The sequence below is a fragment of the Cyanobium sp. BA20m-14 genome (assembly GCF_024346295.1).
The window spans coordinates 1-12983 of sequence record NZ_JAGQCR010000070.1; the positions used below are offsets into that span (position 1 = coordinate 1).

At 68.5% G+C, this 12983-nt stretch carries 15 protein-coding genes and 1 pseudogene; 7 read left to right on the top strand and 9 right to left on the bottom strand.

Annotated features, from left to right (window positions below; genetic code table 11):
- Window positions 1–496, bottom strand: a pseudogene (locus KBZ07_RS08330) (ribonucleoside-triphosphate reductase, adenosylcobalamin-dependent); the annotation flags it as partial.
- A 130-nt stretch (window positions 497–626) separates the two neighbouring features.
- Here KBZ07_RS08330 and KBZ07_RS08335 point away from each other — a divergent pair.
- Window positions 627–1319: a methyltransferase gene (locus KBZ07_RS08335; RefSeq protein WP_315860150.1), complete on the top strand. Its 693-nt coding sequence runs from the start codon at window positions 627–629 to the stop codon at window positions 1317–1319.
- Between the two features lie 76 nt (window positions 1320–1395).
- On the opposite strand, the gene KBZ07_RS08340 is transcribed toward KBZ07_RS08335, so the two are convergent.
- Window positions 1396–2358: an amino acid ABC transporter substrate-binding protein gene (locus KBZ07_RS08340; protein ID WP_254931174.1), complete on the bottom strand. Its 963-nt coding sequence runs from the start codon at window positions 2356–2358 to the stop codon at window positions 1396–1398.
- A gap of 123 nt (window positions 2359–2481) precedes the next feature.
- On the opposite strand from KBZ07_RS08340, the gene KBZ07_RS08345 reads away from it, so the two are divergent.
- Genes KBZ07_RS08345 through KBZ07_RS08355 form a run of 3 tightly spaced genes read left to right on the top strand, consistent with a single transcriptional unit; the run spans window position 2482 to window position 5147 of the window.
- Window positions 2482–4122: a peptide chain release factor 3 gene (locus tag KBZ07_RS08345; RefSeq protein WP_254931175.1), complete on the top strand. Its 1641-nt coding sequence runs from the start codon at window positions 2482–2484 to the stop codon at window positions 4120–4122.
- A 52-nt stretch (window positions 4123–4174) separates the two neighbouring features.
- On the top strand, window positions 4175–4414 hold the full coding sequence (locus tag KBZ07_RS08350) for a hypothetical protein (protein ID WP_254931176.1): 240 nt from the start codon (window positions 4175–4177) through the stop codon (window positions 4412–4414).
- A gap of 55 nt (window positions 4415–4469) precedes the next feature.
- Window positions 4470–5147, top strand: coding sequence for a CPP1-like family protein (locus KBZ07_RS08355; protein WP_254931177.1), 678 nt, complete (start codon window positions 4470–4472; stop codon window positions 5145–5147).
- Between the two features lies 1 nt (window position 5148).
- Here KBZ07_RS08355 and hslO read toward each other — a convergent pair whose 3' ends face one another.
- Entirely contained in the window at window positions 5149–6057 is a 909-nt protein-coding gene (hslO, locus tag KBZ07_RS08360) for an Hsp33 family molecular chaperone HslO (protein WP_254931178.1), read from the bottom strand.
- Window positions 6054–6722, bottom strand: a complete 669-nt coding sequence (locus tag KBZ07_RS08365; RefSeq protein WP_254931179.1) for an ABC transporter ATP-binding protein — start codon at window positions 6720–6722, stop codon at window positions 6054–6056. Before KBZ07_RS08365 ends, hslO begins: the two co-directional genes overlap by 4 nt.
- A 61-nt stretch (window positions 6723–6783) precedes the next feature.
- On the opposite strand from KBZ07_RS08365, the gene KBZ07_RS08370 reads away from it, so the two are divergent.
- Both KBZ07_RS08370 and KBZ07_RS08375 read left to right on the top strand, forming a co-directional pair.
- A complete protein-coding gene (locus tag KBZ07_RS08370; RefSeq protein ID WP_254931180.1) occupies window positions 6784–7245 on the top strand; it encodes a DUF3531 family protein in 462 nt (153 codons plus the stop codon).
- Between the two features lie 8 nt (window positions 7246–7253).
- Window positions 7254–8015 (top strand): 16S rRNA (uracil(1498)-N(3))-methyltransferase, encoded by a 762-nt coding sequence (locus KBZ07_RS08375; RefSeq protein WP_254931181.1) that lies wholly within the window; start codon window positions 7254–7256, stop codon window positions 8013–8015.
- On the opposite strand, the gene KBZ07_RS08380 is transcribed toward KBZ07_RS08375, so the two are convergent.
- Window positions 8012–8407 carry a hypothetical protein gene (locus KBZ07_RS08380; RefSeq protein WP_254931182.1) on the bottom strand — a complete coding sequence of 132 codons (396 nt, stop codon included), beginning with the start codon at window positions 8405–8407 and terminating at the stop codon, window positions 8012–8014. The genes KBZ07_RS08375 and KBZ07_RS08380 overlap by 4 nt on opposite strands.
- A gap of 105 nt (window positions 8408–8512) precedes the next feature.
- Between KBZ07_RS08380 and KBZ07_RS08385 the strand changes: the two genes are divergently transcribed.
- The gene (locus KBZ07_RS08385) at window positions 8513–9292 is read left to right on the top strand and encodes a TIGR00297 family protein (RefSeq protein WP_254931188.1); all 780 of its coding nucleotides are present in this window, start codon (window positions 8513–8515) and stop codon (window positions 9290–9292) included.
- Here the strand turns inward: KBZ07_RS08385 and KBZ07_RS08390 are convergent.
- From KBZ07_RS08390 to KBZ07_RS08405, 4 genes are all read right to left on the bottom strand, one after another.
- A complete protein-coding gene (locus tag KBZ07_RS08390; RefSeq protein ID WP_254931183.1) occupies window positions 9217–10071 on the bottom strand; it encodes a sigma factor in 855 nt (284 codons plus the stop codon). The genes KBZ07_RS08385 and KBZ07_RS08390 overlap by 76 nt on opposite strands.
- A 100-nt stretch (window positions 10072–10171) precedes the next feature.
- On the bottom strand, window positions 10172–10849 hold the full coding sequence (locus tag KBZ07_RS08395) for a GDSL-type esterase/lipase family protein (RefSeq protein WP_254931184.1): 678 nt from the start codon (window positions 10847–10849) through the stop codon (window positions 10172–10174).
- Window positions 10806–12392: an ABC transporter permease gene (locus tag KBZ07_RS08400; protein ID WP_254931185.1), complete on the bottom strand. Its 1587-nt coding sequence runs from the start codon at window positions 12390–12392 to the stop codon at window positions 10806–10808. The genes KBZ07_RS08395 and KBZ07_RS08400 overlap by 44 nt, the downstream gene beginning before the upstream one ends.
- The coding region (locus KBZ07_RS08405; RefSeq protein ID WP_254931186.1) for an ATP-binding cassette domain-containing protein at window positions 12389–12983 on the bottom strand (595 nt) is incomplete at its 5' end. The genes KBZ07_RS08400 and KBZ07_RS08405, both read right to left, overlap by 4 nt.

Sequence of the window (12983 nt, forward strand, 5' to 3'; positions counted from 1 at the left end):
TGCGCACCGCCGGCAGCCTATTAATCAGATGGGGCTCAATGATGGCGCCGGTGCCGCAGCCCATCATTGCCAGGTCCATCATCAGCCCGAAGGCTTCCCAGTCCACCAGGTTGGTGGAGGTGCAGTTGTAGGCCCCGGAGAAGTTCTGCTGCTGCTCGATCCACTCGGTGCCGCCGATCCACAGCCAGCGGCCCGAGGGCAGGGCTTTCTGCTGCTGCTGCATGCGGCGCAGCAGGGAAACCTCAGCCCCATCGAGATCGCCCAAGCGGCGGAGGCCCTCCAGGTTGCGCTCGGCCACCTGGTGCCAGCTTTCCCGACCGCTCTCGGTCTTGCGGCTGTAGGTGCGATAGAAAACCGGATTGGCCGCCGGGGCGGTTGCCGGGAAGTCGTGGGCCTCTCCCGCCGGGCTGCCGGCAGCACCGGCAAAAGCCTTCTCAGCCGCGGCTTTATCCCTTGCCTCACTGGCGGCTGGAGGCGGTGTAGCGGAGAGGGTCACTGGCGGCACTGCCCAACAATGAGTCGAACCTTAACGCCACCAATGGGGTGTGCAAGCAGCCGATGCCACTACCGGCGGTGGCCTGCCAGGGCCAGCCACACTGGGCTCCTATAGGTGCTGGGCTGGGCGGATGGCGTTGGAGCGAACCCCTGAGCCCGAGTTGATGGATGGCCTCGAGCAGGTGCGGGCCTATGCCGCAGCCGACTTCAACGACTCTGACCAGGCCATGTGCGAGCGGCTGGCGGAGCTCTGTGGCGGCGATCCCGGCCCGCAGCTGGTGGATCTGGGCTGCGGCCCCGGCAACATCACTTTCCGCCTGGCCAGGAGCTGGCCCGGTGCCGCGGTGCTGGGGCTAGATGGGGCGCCGCAGATGTTGGCCGTGGCCCGCCAGCGGTCTGCCACCCAACCGGAGCTGGCCGGCCGATTGCTGTTTGAGCAGGCCTTGTTGCCCCTCGTGGATCCGGGCGAGTGGGAGGGAGCTTTCTCAATGGTGGTGAGCAACAGCCTGTTGCACCACCTGCACGAACCGGCGGTGCTCTGGCAGGCGGTGGCCCAGCTGGCTGCCCCGGGGGCCTTTGTCTACATCCAAGACCTGCGCCGTCCTTCCAGTGCCGAGGCGGTGGAGGCGCTGGTGGTTTCCCAGACGGAGGGAGCGCCCGAGGTGCTGCGCCGCGACTACCGCGTTTCCCTACATGCGGCCTTCACGGTGGCGGAGGTGGAGCAGCAGCTGCAGCACGCCGGACTGGGCACCCAGCTCCAAGTGGCGCCGCGACAGGAGCGCTACCTGGAGGTGTGGGGGCGGCTTGGTCAGGCATGGTCTTGATAGATCGATCCCAAATAGCCAACCAGCGACGTTCAAGTGATTCCTTAGCGATCGGACGCGCACCGCTCTGCGCTGTTCAGCGGAACGGCGGCGCCTGCATCCAACCCCCAGCATCGACCAGCCGATGCCGATCCCGCGGCAATCCAAGTCGGCTTCGGGGCCCCAGATGGCGCTCAAACAGTTCGCCATAGTTTCCAACCGCAGCTACCGCTCTGGCACCAAAATCGGCGGGCAGCTCCAGGGGGAGGCCAAGGTCGGCCCCGACTCCCAGAAATCGGCGCTGCTCAAGCCGGCGCGGATCGCGGCGGGCTGCGGCCGCCTCCGCCTTCAGATTGTCCTGGCTCAGGCCTAGCTCCTCTGAGCGGATCAGGGCGTAGATAATCCAGCGCACTGCATCGGCCCAGCCTGGGTCTGCCTGGCGGGTGGCCGGGGCCAGGGGTTCCTTGCTCAGTTCCTCCTTCAGCAGCACGTGCGCCTGCGGAAGACGGAAGCTGCTGCGGCGGGCCGCCAGCAGGGCCCGGCCGCTGGTCACGGCTAGGCAGCGGCCCTGCAAGTAGGCGGTGAAGCTCTGGTCGTGGGTCTGAAATTTGAGTGGGATGAAGTTGATCTGATTACGCCGTCCCCAGTCCGCCAGGTTTTGCTCCGTTGTGGTGCCAGTCACCACGCAGATGGGTTGGCCCGCAAGATCTGCGGCCGAGCGCACACCGCTAGCAATCGGCACCAGTAAGGCCTGGCTGTCGTAGTACACGGTGGGCCCGAAGCTGACGGCGTTCCCCCCTGCCGCATCGCGGCTCAGGCTGATCGAAGTGTTGCGGGCCAGAAGATCCACCTCGCCGCTCGCCAGTGCTGCGAACCGCTCGGCGGCACTGAGGTGCACGAAGCGCACCCGCTCCCCATCACCCAGCAGGGCGGCCGCCACGGCCCTGCAGAGGTCTGCATCGAGTCCCTGCTCCCGGTTGCTGGGGCCCAGCCAACTGAACCCCGGCATCGTGCCCTCCACACCGCAGATCAGTTGTCCCCTGGAACGGATTAGCGCCATCGTTGGGCTGCCCCTTTGGCTGACCGGAACGGTGCAGCCTGAGCCTGCGAGGGCCATCGCCAGAAGGAGGATGGGAGCGAGACAGCGCGGCCTGGCCTGGCTCTTGCCTGTCAGGCTGGGCCGATGACCACCAGCACCACCACCTCCACCGAACTGCAGGCCCTGGCTGAGGCCGTGGCCCGCCGCCGGAATTTTGCGATCATCTCCCACCCGGACGCCGGCAAGACCACCCTTACCGAGAAGCTGCTGCTCTACGGCGGGGCGATTCAACAGGCCGGGGCGGTGAAGGCCAAGGGGGAGCAGCGCAAGGTGACCTCCGACTGGATGGAGCTCGAGAAGCAGCGGGGCATCTCGATCACCTCCACCGTGCTGCAGTTCGACTATTCGGGCAACACGATCAACCTGCTCGACACCCCCGGCCACCAGGACTTCTCGGAAGACACCTACCGCACCCTGGCCGCCGCCGACAACGCGGTGATGCTCGAGGACGCCGCCAAGGGCCTCGAACCCCAGACCCGCAAGCTCTTCGAGGTCTGCCGGATGCGCCAGATCCCGATCTTCACCTTCATCAACAAGATGGACCGGCCGGGGCGGGAGCCCCTCGAGTTGCTCGATGAGATCGAGCAACAGCTGGGCCTGGCCTGCTGGCCGGTCAACTGGCCGATCGGCAGTGGCGACCGCTTTCGCGGTGTGATTGATCGGCGCAGCCACAACCTGATCCTGTTTCAACGGGCCGAGCGCGGCCGGGCCAGTGAGGAGAAAACCCTTTCGGTGCAGCAAGCCCGCGAAACAGGGGCTGTGGAAGCGGAACTCCTGGATCAGGCCCTCGAGGAATTGGAGTTGCTGGAGGGGGCCGGTGCCGACCTCGACCTGGAGCTGGTGCACGGCGGTGAACTCTCTCCTGTTTTCTTTGGTTCGGCGATGACCAATTTCGGCGTACGGCCGTTCCTCGATGCCTTTCTGGAGCTGGCCCAGCGGCCCGCGGCCCGGCCCAGCAGCGCCGGGGTGATCGAGCCGATCCGGCCGGGATTCAGCGGTTTTGTGTTCAAGCTGCAGGCCAACATGGATCCCCGCCACCGCGACCGGGTCGCCTTCGTGCGGGTGTGCAGCGGCAAGTTTGAGAAGGACATGACGGTGCAGCACGCCCGCACCGGCAGGGCGATCCGCCTGTCGCGGCCCCAGAAACTCTTCGGCCAGGACAGGGAGGTGGTGGACGACGCCTACCCCGGCGATGTGATCGGCCTCAACAACCCGGGCATGTTCGCCATCGGTGACACCCTCTATGTCGGCCCGCGCATCGAATATGAGGGGATTCCCTGCTTCACCCCCGAACTGTTCGCCTGGTTGCGCAACCCCAACCCCTCGGCATTCAAGAGTTTCCGCAAGGGGGTCAATGAACTGCGGGAGGAGGGGGCAGTGCAGATCCTCTACGACATCGACGAGAGCAAGCGCGATCCGATTCTGGCGGCGGTGGGCCAGCTGCAGCTCGAGGTGGTGCAATACCGGCTTGAGCACGAATACGGCGTGCAGACGCGCCTTGAGCCCCTCGGCTTCAGCGTTGCCCGCTGGGTGCTGGGAGGCTGGCCGGCGCTGGAGCAGGTGGGGCGGATCTTCAACTGCAAAACCGTGCGCGATGCCTGGAACCGGCCCGTGCTGCTGTTCAAGAACGACTGGAACCTGGGCCAGCTGCGCGACGACCACCCAGACCTGGAGCTCAGCGGTGTGGCCCCGGTGGTGAGTGGGGTGGAGCCGATCGCCCTCTAGCCACGCAGGGCCACTACGCGCGCCAGAATAAAAGTAACGAACCATCACAGCGATGCCGAAGCCACTCTGGCTGGTGCGTCCCCGCCCGGACGGGGGCTGCGATTACGTTAGTTTCCTGCCAGCCCAGGGGCCCATCGGCGCCACCACGGTGGAGATGCGGGAAGGCAGCCACATGCCGCCCCAGCTGCCCCTGCTCAAGCACCGCAAGAGGCTGGGCGCCGAGGAGGCCGAACGCTGCCGCCGCAAGCTGCAACAGGAGGCCGGGTTTTACTGCAGTGAACCCCTGTTTTAGCCAGGCCTCGATACGCTTCCTACTGGGAACGTTCTGACCATTCCCCAGGCCTGTTATGTCCCAACGCTCCGATCAGCCCACCCCGGCCGCCGAATCCTCCGGCCCCTACGAGCGGCTGGGCGTTGCTGCCGATGCGAGCTTCGATGAGGTGCAGGCAGCCAAGCTGGCCCGACTCGATGAGGTGGGCGATGACTCCATGGCCCGCTCCCGGATTGAGGCCGCCTACGACTCCGTATTGATGGAGAGGCTCAAGGCCCGCCAACAGGGTCGGGTAAGCACGGCGGCCAAGACGGCCTCCCAGCGCGAACAGGTTGCGCCACCACCACCGCGCCTGGCCGTGCCCTCCCTGCCCCAGCTGCAGTTGCCCCGCATAGCAGCCCCCCGGCTTGCCCTGCCAGGCCTGGCCCTGGCAAGTGGCCGGGAGCTCTGGTTTCCGTTGGCCAGTGCCGGTGCCCTGTTGCTGCTGCTGCTGCTGGTGCCCAGCTTCCCTGCCGATCTCGTGCTTGCCTTGGCCACGGCCATGGCCGTGATCAACCTGCAGTGGCGCCATCGTCGCTTCCTGGCTGCCGTTGGCTGGGGATTTGGCCTGCTTTGCCTGGGCCTGCTGCTCGGCGCGATCCTCACCGCCGCCCTGCCGGCAAGCCTGCCCCTGGGGCTCCCCCTAAGCCCCCTGCAGGTGCAGAGCCTGCCGGCCCTACTGGTGTTGCTGCTAGGGGCCCTTTGGCTGGGTTGAGCTAGGCCAATTCGGCGATCAGTTCGCTGAGTTCAGCTGCGTCTACCGCGTACACGGCGCTGCAGAAGTGGCAGGTGAGTTCGGCCCGGCCGTCCTCCGCCAGCATCTCGCTGAGCTCATCGCGGCCCAGCAGTTTGAGGGCGCTGACGCTGCGCTCGCGGCTGCAGCGGCAGTGGAAGCGCACCGGCGTGCAGGCAGTGGCGGCATCGAGGGGCTGGGAGTCGAGGTCAGGAAAGATCGCTTCCAGCAGGCCCTGCAGATTGCCCTGGCACTCCGCCAGCCGCTGGCTGAAGTGGCGCACCTCCCGGCAGCGCTCCTCCAGCAGGGCCACCAGGGCCGGCTCGTGGGCCGCCTTGGGCAGCACCTGAACCAGCACGCCGCCACAGCAGCGCACGCCGTTGCTGTCGATCTGCTCGCCCACGAACACTGCTGAGGGGGTCTGCTCGGAGTGCAGCAGGTAGGAGGCGAGATCGTCGCCGATGCCGCCGCTCACCAGTTCCACCGTGGAGCTGAATGGTTCGCCTTCGCCCAGGTCGCGCACCACGTGCAGGTAGCCGGTGCCGCAGGCGCTGCGGAAGTCGAAGTGGGCCAGGCCGTCGGGGCCCGTCACCGGGTCCAGCTCCAGGGCCGGGTTGCCCACATAGCCGCGCACGGTGCCGTTGCGGCCCGCGTCCACCATCAGGCCCCGCAATGGGCCATCTGACTGGATACGCAGGTTGACGCGGCCATGGGCCACCTTCATCGAGCTGGCCAGCAGGAGCCCGGCCGTCATGGCCCGGCCCAGCAGGGCACTGGTGAGGTAGGAGAGCCCATGGCGCTCGCGGGCTATGCGACTGGTGTGGCCGCTGCTCACCGCCACCAGCCGAATGCCGCCTCCGGCGGCAGTAGCCCTCAGCAGCTGGTCGCTCAAGGCTTGCCTCCCGGGGATGGGGCCATCGTAGGAATCCGGCAGAGGGGCTCCAGCACGCCCTGCTCCAGCAGCCAGCCGCCGTTGATCACCCTACCGAACAACTCGGGTTCATGGGTCACCACCAGCACGGCCCTCTCCCGGGCGAGGCCTGCCAGCAACTCGAGGATTTCGCCCCGCACCGCCCAGTCGAGGCCTGCGGTGGGTTCATCCAGCAGCAGCACCCTGGGGTTGCGCAGCAGCTGCACCGCCAGGGCCAGCCGCCGCTGCTGGCCGCCGCTGAGTTGCTCAGGCGGCTGCTGCAGCGAAAGCCCCCCCAAGCCCACCTGCACCAAAGTTTTTTCAGCCTCCTCGGCCGTGAGCCGCCGCTGGCCGAGTTTGAGCTCCTGGCCCACGCTCAGCCCGAGGAAGTGGCGCTCCGGGAATTGAAACACCAGCCCACATAGCCAGCGCCGCTGGCGTGCATTGAGGGCTTCCCCCTCCCACAGCACCTGGCCGCTGCTGGGTTCGGCCAGGCCAGCTATCAATTCGAGCAGGGTGGTCTTGCCACTGCCGCTGCCGCCGGCCACCAGGGCTGGCTGCCCCACCGCCAGCTGCAGACTGACCCCGCGCAACACTGGCTGGCCCGCGGTGGCCGCCTGATAGCAGAGGTTGCGCAGTTCAAGCATCGACCCAGCATGCCGGCGGGCGTGTTTGATGGGGGCAGTTTTCTCGCCTTTTCCCCTTGCCATGGAGGTGCGCTTCCGCGAGTTCAATCCCTTCAACTGCTGGATCTGGATGCGCTTCCCCCACCCGGTGGGTGCCGGCGAGCGGGGTTACCTGGAAACCGCCTTCGACAGCTGGTTTTTTCTCGGCAAGCTGGGTGGCTTCAATGCCGAAAACCTCCAGGCCCACGAGGAGGGGGCCGAACTTGGCTGGATGGATTACAGCCACGATTCGGCAGCGGCGGCCCTGCCGGCCCTGATGCACAACATGGGCCCGATCGAATACCAGGAGGAGTGGGCACGCTGCTGGGTGGATCTGGGCACCAGTGATGCCCTAGCCCTCGATGTGCTGATCAATGCCTTGAGCCAGCTCAACAACGACGTGCTCGAACTCGAGGAGCTGCTGATCGGTGGTCTCAACGATGACTGGCCGATTGAGGAGCAGCCCGAGGCGATGTTCGCCGGCCTCGACGCCATCGACGACTAGGTGAAGCTGTGGCACGGGAATTGCGGCGGCTGTTGATTCCCCCCGCGCGGCTGGCGGCCCAGGAAGTGGCCCTCGAGCCCGCCGAGGCCCACTACCTGGGCCGGGTATTGCGCTTGCGCCCGGGTGATCGCTTTGACCTGGTGGATGGGGCTGGCCGCCTCTGGAGCGCCAAGCTCAGCCAGGTGGATGGGGCGGTGCTCGAGCAACCCCTGCAGGCCCCACTGCAGCAGCAAGGGCCGCCCGCTCCCCTGCTGGAGTTGGCCCTGGCCCTGCCCCGCCGGGACGCCGATGTGCTTCTGCGGATGGTGGTGGAACTGGGGATAGATCGCATCTCGCCCCTGTGGGCAGAGCGCAGCGTCGGGCCCGATGGGCCCAGGCCAGAGCGCGGGGCCGCCATCGTGCGGGAGGCTGTCGAGCAGTGTGAGCGCCTCTGGCAGCCCGAGCTGCGCTCCCCAGTGGCAGCCACCGCGCTGCTGGGTCTGCCGCCGCCCCATGGTGCCGGCCGGGGCCTGCTGGCCAGCAGCCGCAACCTGGGCCTCCCCCTACTGCAGGAGCTCCTGGCGCCCCTCGCACCAGGGCCCGCCAGTGCCGGCGAGGGGCTGGTGGTGGCGATCGGCCCTGAGGGTGGCTGGAGCCCGGCGGAGGAGGGCCTGGCGCTGGAGCAGGGCTGGCAGCCGGTGAGCCTGGGGCCGACGATCTTGCGCTGCAGCACCGCCGCCGTGGCGGCAGCTGCCCTGCTCAGCCATTGGCGCCAGAGCCTGGTCTCCTAGTTGCGAAACATGCCGGCGGCCATCGCCTTGTAACCGGCCAGGTTGGCGCCAGCCAGCCGCCGCCGGCTGGGCAGGGCATTGGCTGGGTTGAGGCACTCCGGGGCGAAGGTGGCCAGGCTCGGAGCGGGCAGGGCTTCCTGGGCAGCGCGCAGCTCAGCGGCAATCGCTTCTGCGGTGGTGAGGCTGGGTTGGCTGCTGCTGGGCTGGCTGCTGGGTTGGTTGCCCGGCTGGGTTGCGGGTGCCGGGGCCGGATTTGCGGCTAGAACCGCCGCTAATTTGCCCTCAGCCGCCTTTGCGGCGCTGGGTTTGGGCTCGGCGATCGCCACCTTGGCCGGGGTCGCACCCTCACTGCCCAGGTCTAGAAAAAAAGCAGGCTTGCGGTTGAACAACATTGCTGCAGCAGCGTTCTGCAACGATTATGGCCGGCCACTTTCCCCGATCCACCAGCACCTTGTCAGTGCAACACACTTTGGCTATTCGATTGCCCCTGCGTGCCCATTTCTGAGTTGGCCCTGGTTGCCCCCCAGAGCTGGGGCCACTGGTTAGGTGCCCTGGCCCTGAATGCCGCTCTGATTGCCCTGGCCCAGCGCCTGCCAGTGCTGACCCGGGCCGGCTGGGTTCATGCCGGCTGCCTTGGCACTTTGCTGTGGGGCTGTCTGGGGCCGCGGGGCTGGCTGGCCGTGGTGCTCTACCTGGTGCTGGGGTCGGCGGTAACCCGCCTGGGGTTTCGCGCCAAATTGGCCCGCGGCCTGGCGGAGGCCCGCGGCGGGGCCCGCGGCCCCGAGAACGTCTGGGGCTCGGCGGCCACCGGCACCCTGCTGGCGATGGCCGCTGCCCTGGCGCCGCCGGCCTGGCAGCCCCTGCTGCTGATCGGCTTTGCCGCCAGCTTCGCCGCCAAATTGGCGGACACCTTCGGCAGTGAGATCGGCAAGCGCTGGGGCCGCCATACCGTGTTGATCACAACCCTTCGCCCCGTCCCCCCCGGCAGCGAGGGGGCGATCAGCCTGGAGGGCACCGCCGCCAGCCTGGTCGGCAGCGCCTTGATGGCCCTGCTGATGCTGGCCCTGGGATTGTTGTCTGGTGCTTCCACCTGGCTGCTGGTCACCCTGGTGGGGTTGGTGGCGACCCTGCTTGAGAGCCTGATTGGTGCCACCGCCCAGCAGCGTTGGCGCTGGTTGAGCAATGAGCTGGTCAATGGGATTCAGACGGCCATTGCCGCCCTGCTGGCCATGGTGCTTTGGGTGGCGCTGGCTGGGACATGGCCCGCGGCCGCCTGAAGCCAGCCCAGCAGGGTTTCGCCCCGCTGCTGGGCCTGGCGGCCGCTGAGGCGCAGCTCCAGGGCCAGTTCCTTCCAGCTCCGCCCCTCGAACCAGTGGCCCTCCAGCAGGCGTTTGTCCTGGGTGTCGAGTTGGTCTAGTTGGGTCTGCAACCACTGCTGAGGCCCCTGGGGGCCATCGCCTGAATCCCCTGCCTCGTCGGTTGCCCAGCTTGGGGCGCTCTGGGCGGCCAGCTGATCGAGCAGGCAGCTGGGCTCCCCAGCGTCTTCTGGGCCAAGGGGGGCATCGAGGCTGCGCACCTGCAGCGCCCGCTGAACTGCGGCTGCCTCCTCTAGTTGGCCGCTGCGGCAGCCCAGCTCCGCGGCCAGGGCTTCGTTTGCTAGGGGTGCCAGGCCCCGGCTGCGCCGCTGCTCCTGCAGGCGCCTGGCCCGCTGCTGCAATTCCCGCAGTCGCCGGGGGGTACGCAGGGGCTGGCCGTTGTCTCGCACGTCGTGCAACATCGCCCCTTTGATGTAGGGAACCGCAAAACTGCTGAGGTTGCAGCGCTGGCGCAGATCGAAGGCCTCCACTGCCCTGATCAGGCCCATGTTGCCGGCCGACACCAGCTCATCGAAGGGATGGCCACTGCGCAGGCTCTGGCGCTGGGCCACCATCCGCACCAGGCCAAGGTTCTCTTCCACCAGGGCGTTACGCCAGCGCAGGCGAGTGTTGGCGTCGGGGCTGGCGGCCATGGCTTCCAGCCAGCTGCGGTTGCGCTCGTGGATCTGACAGGTGGACATGGGGATCGGGATGTCGGTGTTTCCACCGTCGCCGCGGCAGGGCCCCGCCCAGCTCCCCCAAGCGGGGGAACTGGGACCACCCCCCTGGGGGATTTACCGCTCACCCCATCGGCGTTAGGCCCGCCAGGGGCACCAGGTCGGCCCAGGCCAACAGGGCAGGCCAGCTACTCACCCGGCGGTAGACCTGCCGGTGCCCCTCGCTGTTGATGTGCAGGCCATCGCTGGCCAGCCACTGGGGCCAGTCGGGGTCTGCCAGCAGCCCCTCCAGCAGTGGCAGAAAAGGCACATCCGCTTCCAGGCAGGCCTCCTCCAGCAGGCCCTCATAGCGGCGGATGTCGTCCAGCCGATACCAGAGCACCCCTGCGTAGGGCATGGCCGCCTCGTCCACCGGGGTGAGGCCAATCACGAACACCGGTGCGATCGCCTTGGCCTGGTGCAGCAACTGCTGCAGGCCAAATAGGAATCCCTCCCCATCGAGCTGGGGCCGGCCATTGGCTCGCCCCACCCGGGCGGTGTCGTTCAGGCCCACTCCCAGCAGGATCCCCTGGGGTTGCTGGCGCCTCAGCTCGCCGCGGCAGCCCACCTCGGCCTTCAGCCGGGCCGTCAGACGCTCCAGCCCGTCGCCGCGCACGCCCAGGTTGTAGAGCACCGGGCCGCCGGGCAGTTCCATCCAATGGCGCCGCAACCGCTCGCACCAGCCCCCCTCCAGCGGGTCACCCCAGCCGAAGACGCCGCTATCGCCAAGCGCCACCAGCTTCCTGGGGTGGGCCATCACCATGGGGGGTCTCCAGAAGCCAGAGGCGTGCGCGGTCGCTGAGATCTTCCCCCAGCAGGGTCAGCGCTGCATAGACCAGCACCAGAGCTAGCAGCTCGTCGCCGGCAAACGAACTGAGGGACTCCAGCAGTTGGCTGCCCAGGCCCGTGGCCCCCACCAGGCCCACCACCACCGATTCGCGCAGGATGACATCGCTCCGGTAGGCGCCATAGGCCAGGTAGGGGCGGGCCAGAGAGCTGAAGCGGCCGTAGAGCAGGGCCAGCCGGGGGCCTGCCCCCGCCGCCAGCAGGGCCTGCTGCTGGGGAGCTCCGCTGGTTTCGGCTGCCTCCAGCAACAGTCGGCCCAGGATGCCGAGGTTGTGGAACCCCAGGGCCAGGGCGCCGGTTACCAGCCCGGGCTGCAGCACAAACAACAGCAGCAGGGCCGTCAGCGGCGGTGGCCAGAGCCGCCCCAGGGCCCAGAGCCCTTGCACCAAAGCCAGCAGGGGCCGGCAGGGCTGCGTGACCAGCAGCATCAATGGCGCCAGACCCACGGCCAGGGCTGCGGCCAGCAGGGTGAGCAGCAGGGTGCTGCCAACCAGGCTCGCCCAGGGCAGGGTCAGCATCGCGCCCCAGTCGGCCGGGCCCAGGGGGGGCAGGCCCTGCCAGCGCAGCAGGCCGGCGGGTTCGATCCCAAGCTGCCAGGCCACCAGGCCCAGTGATGGCAGCAGCACCAGGAATGCCACCAGGATCTCCCGGCCCTGCCGGCCCACGCCCCGCCGGTCGAGTCCCAGCCGCGCCGGCATGGCCCAGCGGCGCCTCAGCCAGCCCACCAGCGCCTCCAGCAGAAGCATCACCGCCAACAGGAGCCAAAGGCCGGTCCAGAGTTCCCTGAAGGCCAGTGACTGCAGGGTGAGACGCAGCTCGGTGCCCAAGCCCCCCAGACCGAATACCCCCAGCATGGTGGCGCTGCGCAGGGCACATTCGAGCCGGTAGCCGCTGTAGCTGATCACCTGGGGCAGCAGCGGTGGCCCCAGGGCGGTAACCAGTGCGGCCGGTCCGGCTACGCCACCACAGCGCAGGGCCTCCAGGTTGGCGGTGGGCAGGGCATCGAGCAGGTCGCTCACCACCCGGGCCACCAGGGCCCCGAAGGGAATGGCGATCGCCACCACCGCCACCACCGGCTGCAGCCCGACCAGCTGCAGCAGTAGCAGTCCCCAGAGCAGTTCATGGATGGAGCGGGGCAGGGCCAGCAGGCGACGGATCCAGCTGGCTGGAGCGGCGTTGCCACAGCAGGTGTGCCACACCACCCGGGAGCTGGCGATGCCGAGCACCAGGCCCAGGGCCAGGCTGGCGGCCCAGCCCAGCAGGGCGATGCCAGCTGTAACGCCCAGGCCCCCCAGCACCGATCCCACTACCAGCGGGTCTAGGGAGGGCTGCAGGGCGGCGGCGGCAAACTCGCCCACCAGCTCCCAGCCGCCGCCATGGCTGATCCCGGGCAGCAGGGCCAGCAGCGGCAGGAGCACCAGGGCGGGCAGCAGGACCCACAGCGGCGCCGCGGGCCTCATGGCCTTTCGGCACCGGCGTAGAGCGCCTCGAGCTGGCTCGTTTCGAGACTGGAGCCGGCCTGGTCGAATACCAGCAGGCCGGCCCGCAGCCCCACGACCCGGTCGAAACCGGCCAGTAGGTCGGGGCGGTGCAGGCTGAGCAGTAGGGCCCTTGGCGGGCTGGCCAGCTCCAGCAGCAGGGCCAGCAGATCGGCGGCCAGGCGTGGATCCAGGCTGGCCAGGGGTTCGTCGGCGAGCAGCAGCAAGGGGTCTTGCCGCAGCAGCCTGGCCAGGGCCACCCGTTGGCGCTGGCCCCCGGAGAGGGCCGAGACGGGCTGGTTAAGCAGGGCCGGATCGAGATCGAGCCGTTGCAGCACCGCCGCGCAGGCTGCGGTTTCCAACGGCAGCAACAGGTTGAGCAGGGCCCGCGGCCAGCCCCACACCGCCAGCCGGGCGGCGTTGAGGTTTTGCTGCACCGTGAGCTCCTCGATCAGGCGCAGGTCTTGCCAGAGGGTGCCGATGCGGGCCTGCTGGCGCCGCCGGGCGCGGACTGTCCGGCCCCGGGGCTGCCCCTGCCACCGCACGCTGCCCTGGTCGGGGGCCAGCAGACCA

What these genes read in the sequence shown, in the direction of transcription:
- KBZ07_RS08400 (WP_254931185.1), bottom strand. Translation starts at nt 12,392, where the DNA reads ATGAGGCCCGCGGCGCCGCTGTGGGTCCTGCTGCCCGCCCTGGTGCTC.
- KBZ07_RS08340 (WP_254931174.1), bottom strand. Translation starts at nt 2,358, where the DNA reads ATGGCGCTAATCCGTTCCAGGGGACAACTGATCTGCGGTGTGGAGGGC.
- KBZ07_RS08355 (WP_254931177.1), top strand. Translation starts at nt 4,470, where the DNA reads ATGTCCCAACGCTCCGATCAGCCCACCCCGGCCGCCGAATCCTCCGGC.
- KBZ07_RS08365 (WP_254931179.1), bottom strand. Translation starts at nt 6,722, where the DNA reads ATGCTTGAACTGCGCAACCTCTGCTATCAGGCGGCCACCGCGGGCCAG.
- KBZ07_RS08335 (WP_315860150.1), top strand. Translation starts at nt 627, where the DNA reads ATGGCGTTGGAGCGAACCCCTGAGCCCGAGTTGATGGATGGCCTCGAG.
- KBZ07_RS08395 (WP_254931184.1), bottom strand. Translation starts at nt 10,849, where the DNA reads ATGGTGATGGCCCACCCCAGGAAGCTGGTGGCGCTTGGCGATAGCGGC.
- KBZ07_RS08390 (WP_254931183.1), bottom strand. Translation starts at nt 10,071, where the DNA reads ATGTCCACCTGTCAGATCCACGAGCGCAACCGCAGCTGGCTGGAAGCC.
- KBZ07_RS08350 (WP_254931176.1), top strand. Translation starts at nt 4,175, where the DNA reads ATGCCGAAGCCACTCTGGCTGGTGCGTCCCCGCCCGGACGGGGGCTGC.
- KBZ07_RS08370 (WP_254931180.1), top strand. Translation starts at nt 6,784, where the DNA reads ATGGAGGTGCGCTTCCGCGAGTTCAATCCCTTCAACTGCTGGATCTGG.
- KBZ07_RS08380 (WP_254931182.1), bottom strand. Translation starts at nt 8,407, where the DNA reads ATGTTGTTCAACCGCAAGCCTGCTTTTTTTCTAGACCTGGGCAGTGAG.
- KBZ07_RS08345 (WP_254931175.1), top strand. Translation starts at nt 2,482, where the DNA reads ATGACCACCAGCACCACCACCTCCACCGAACTGCAGGCCCTGGCTGAG.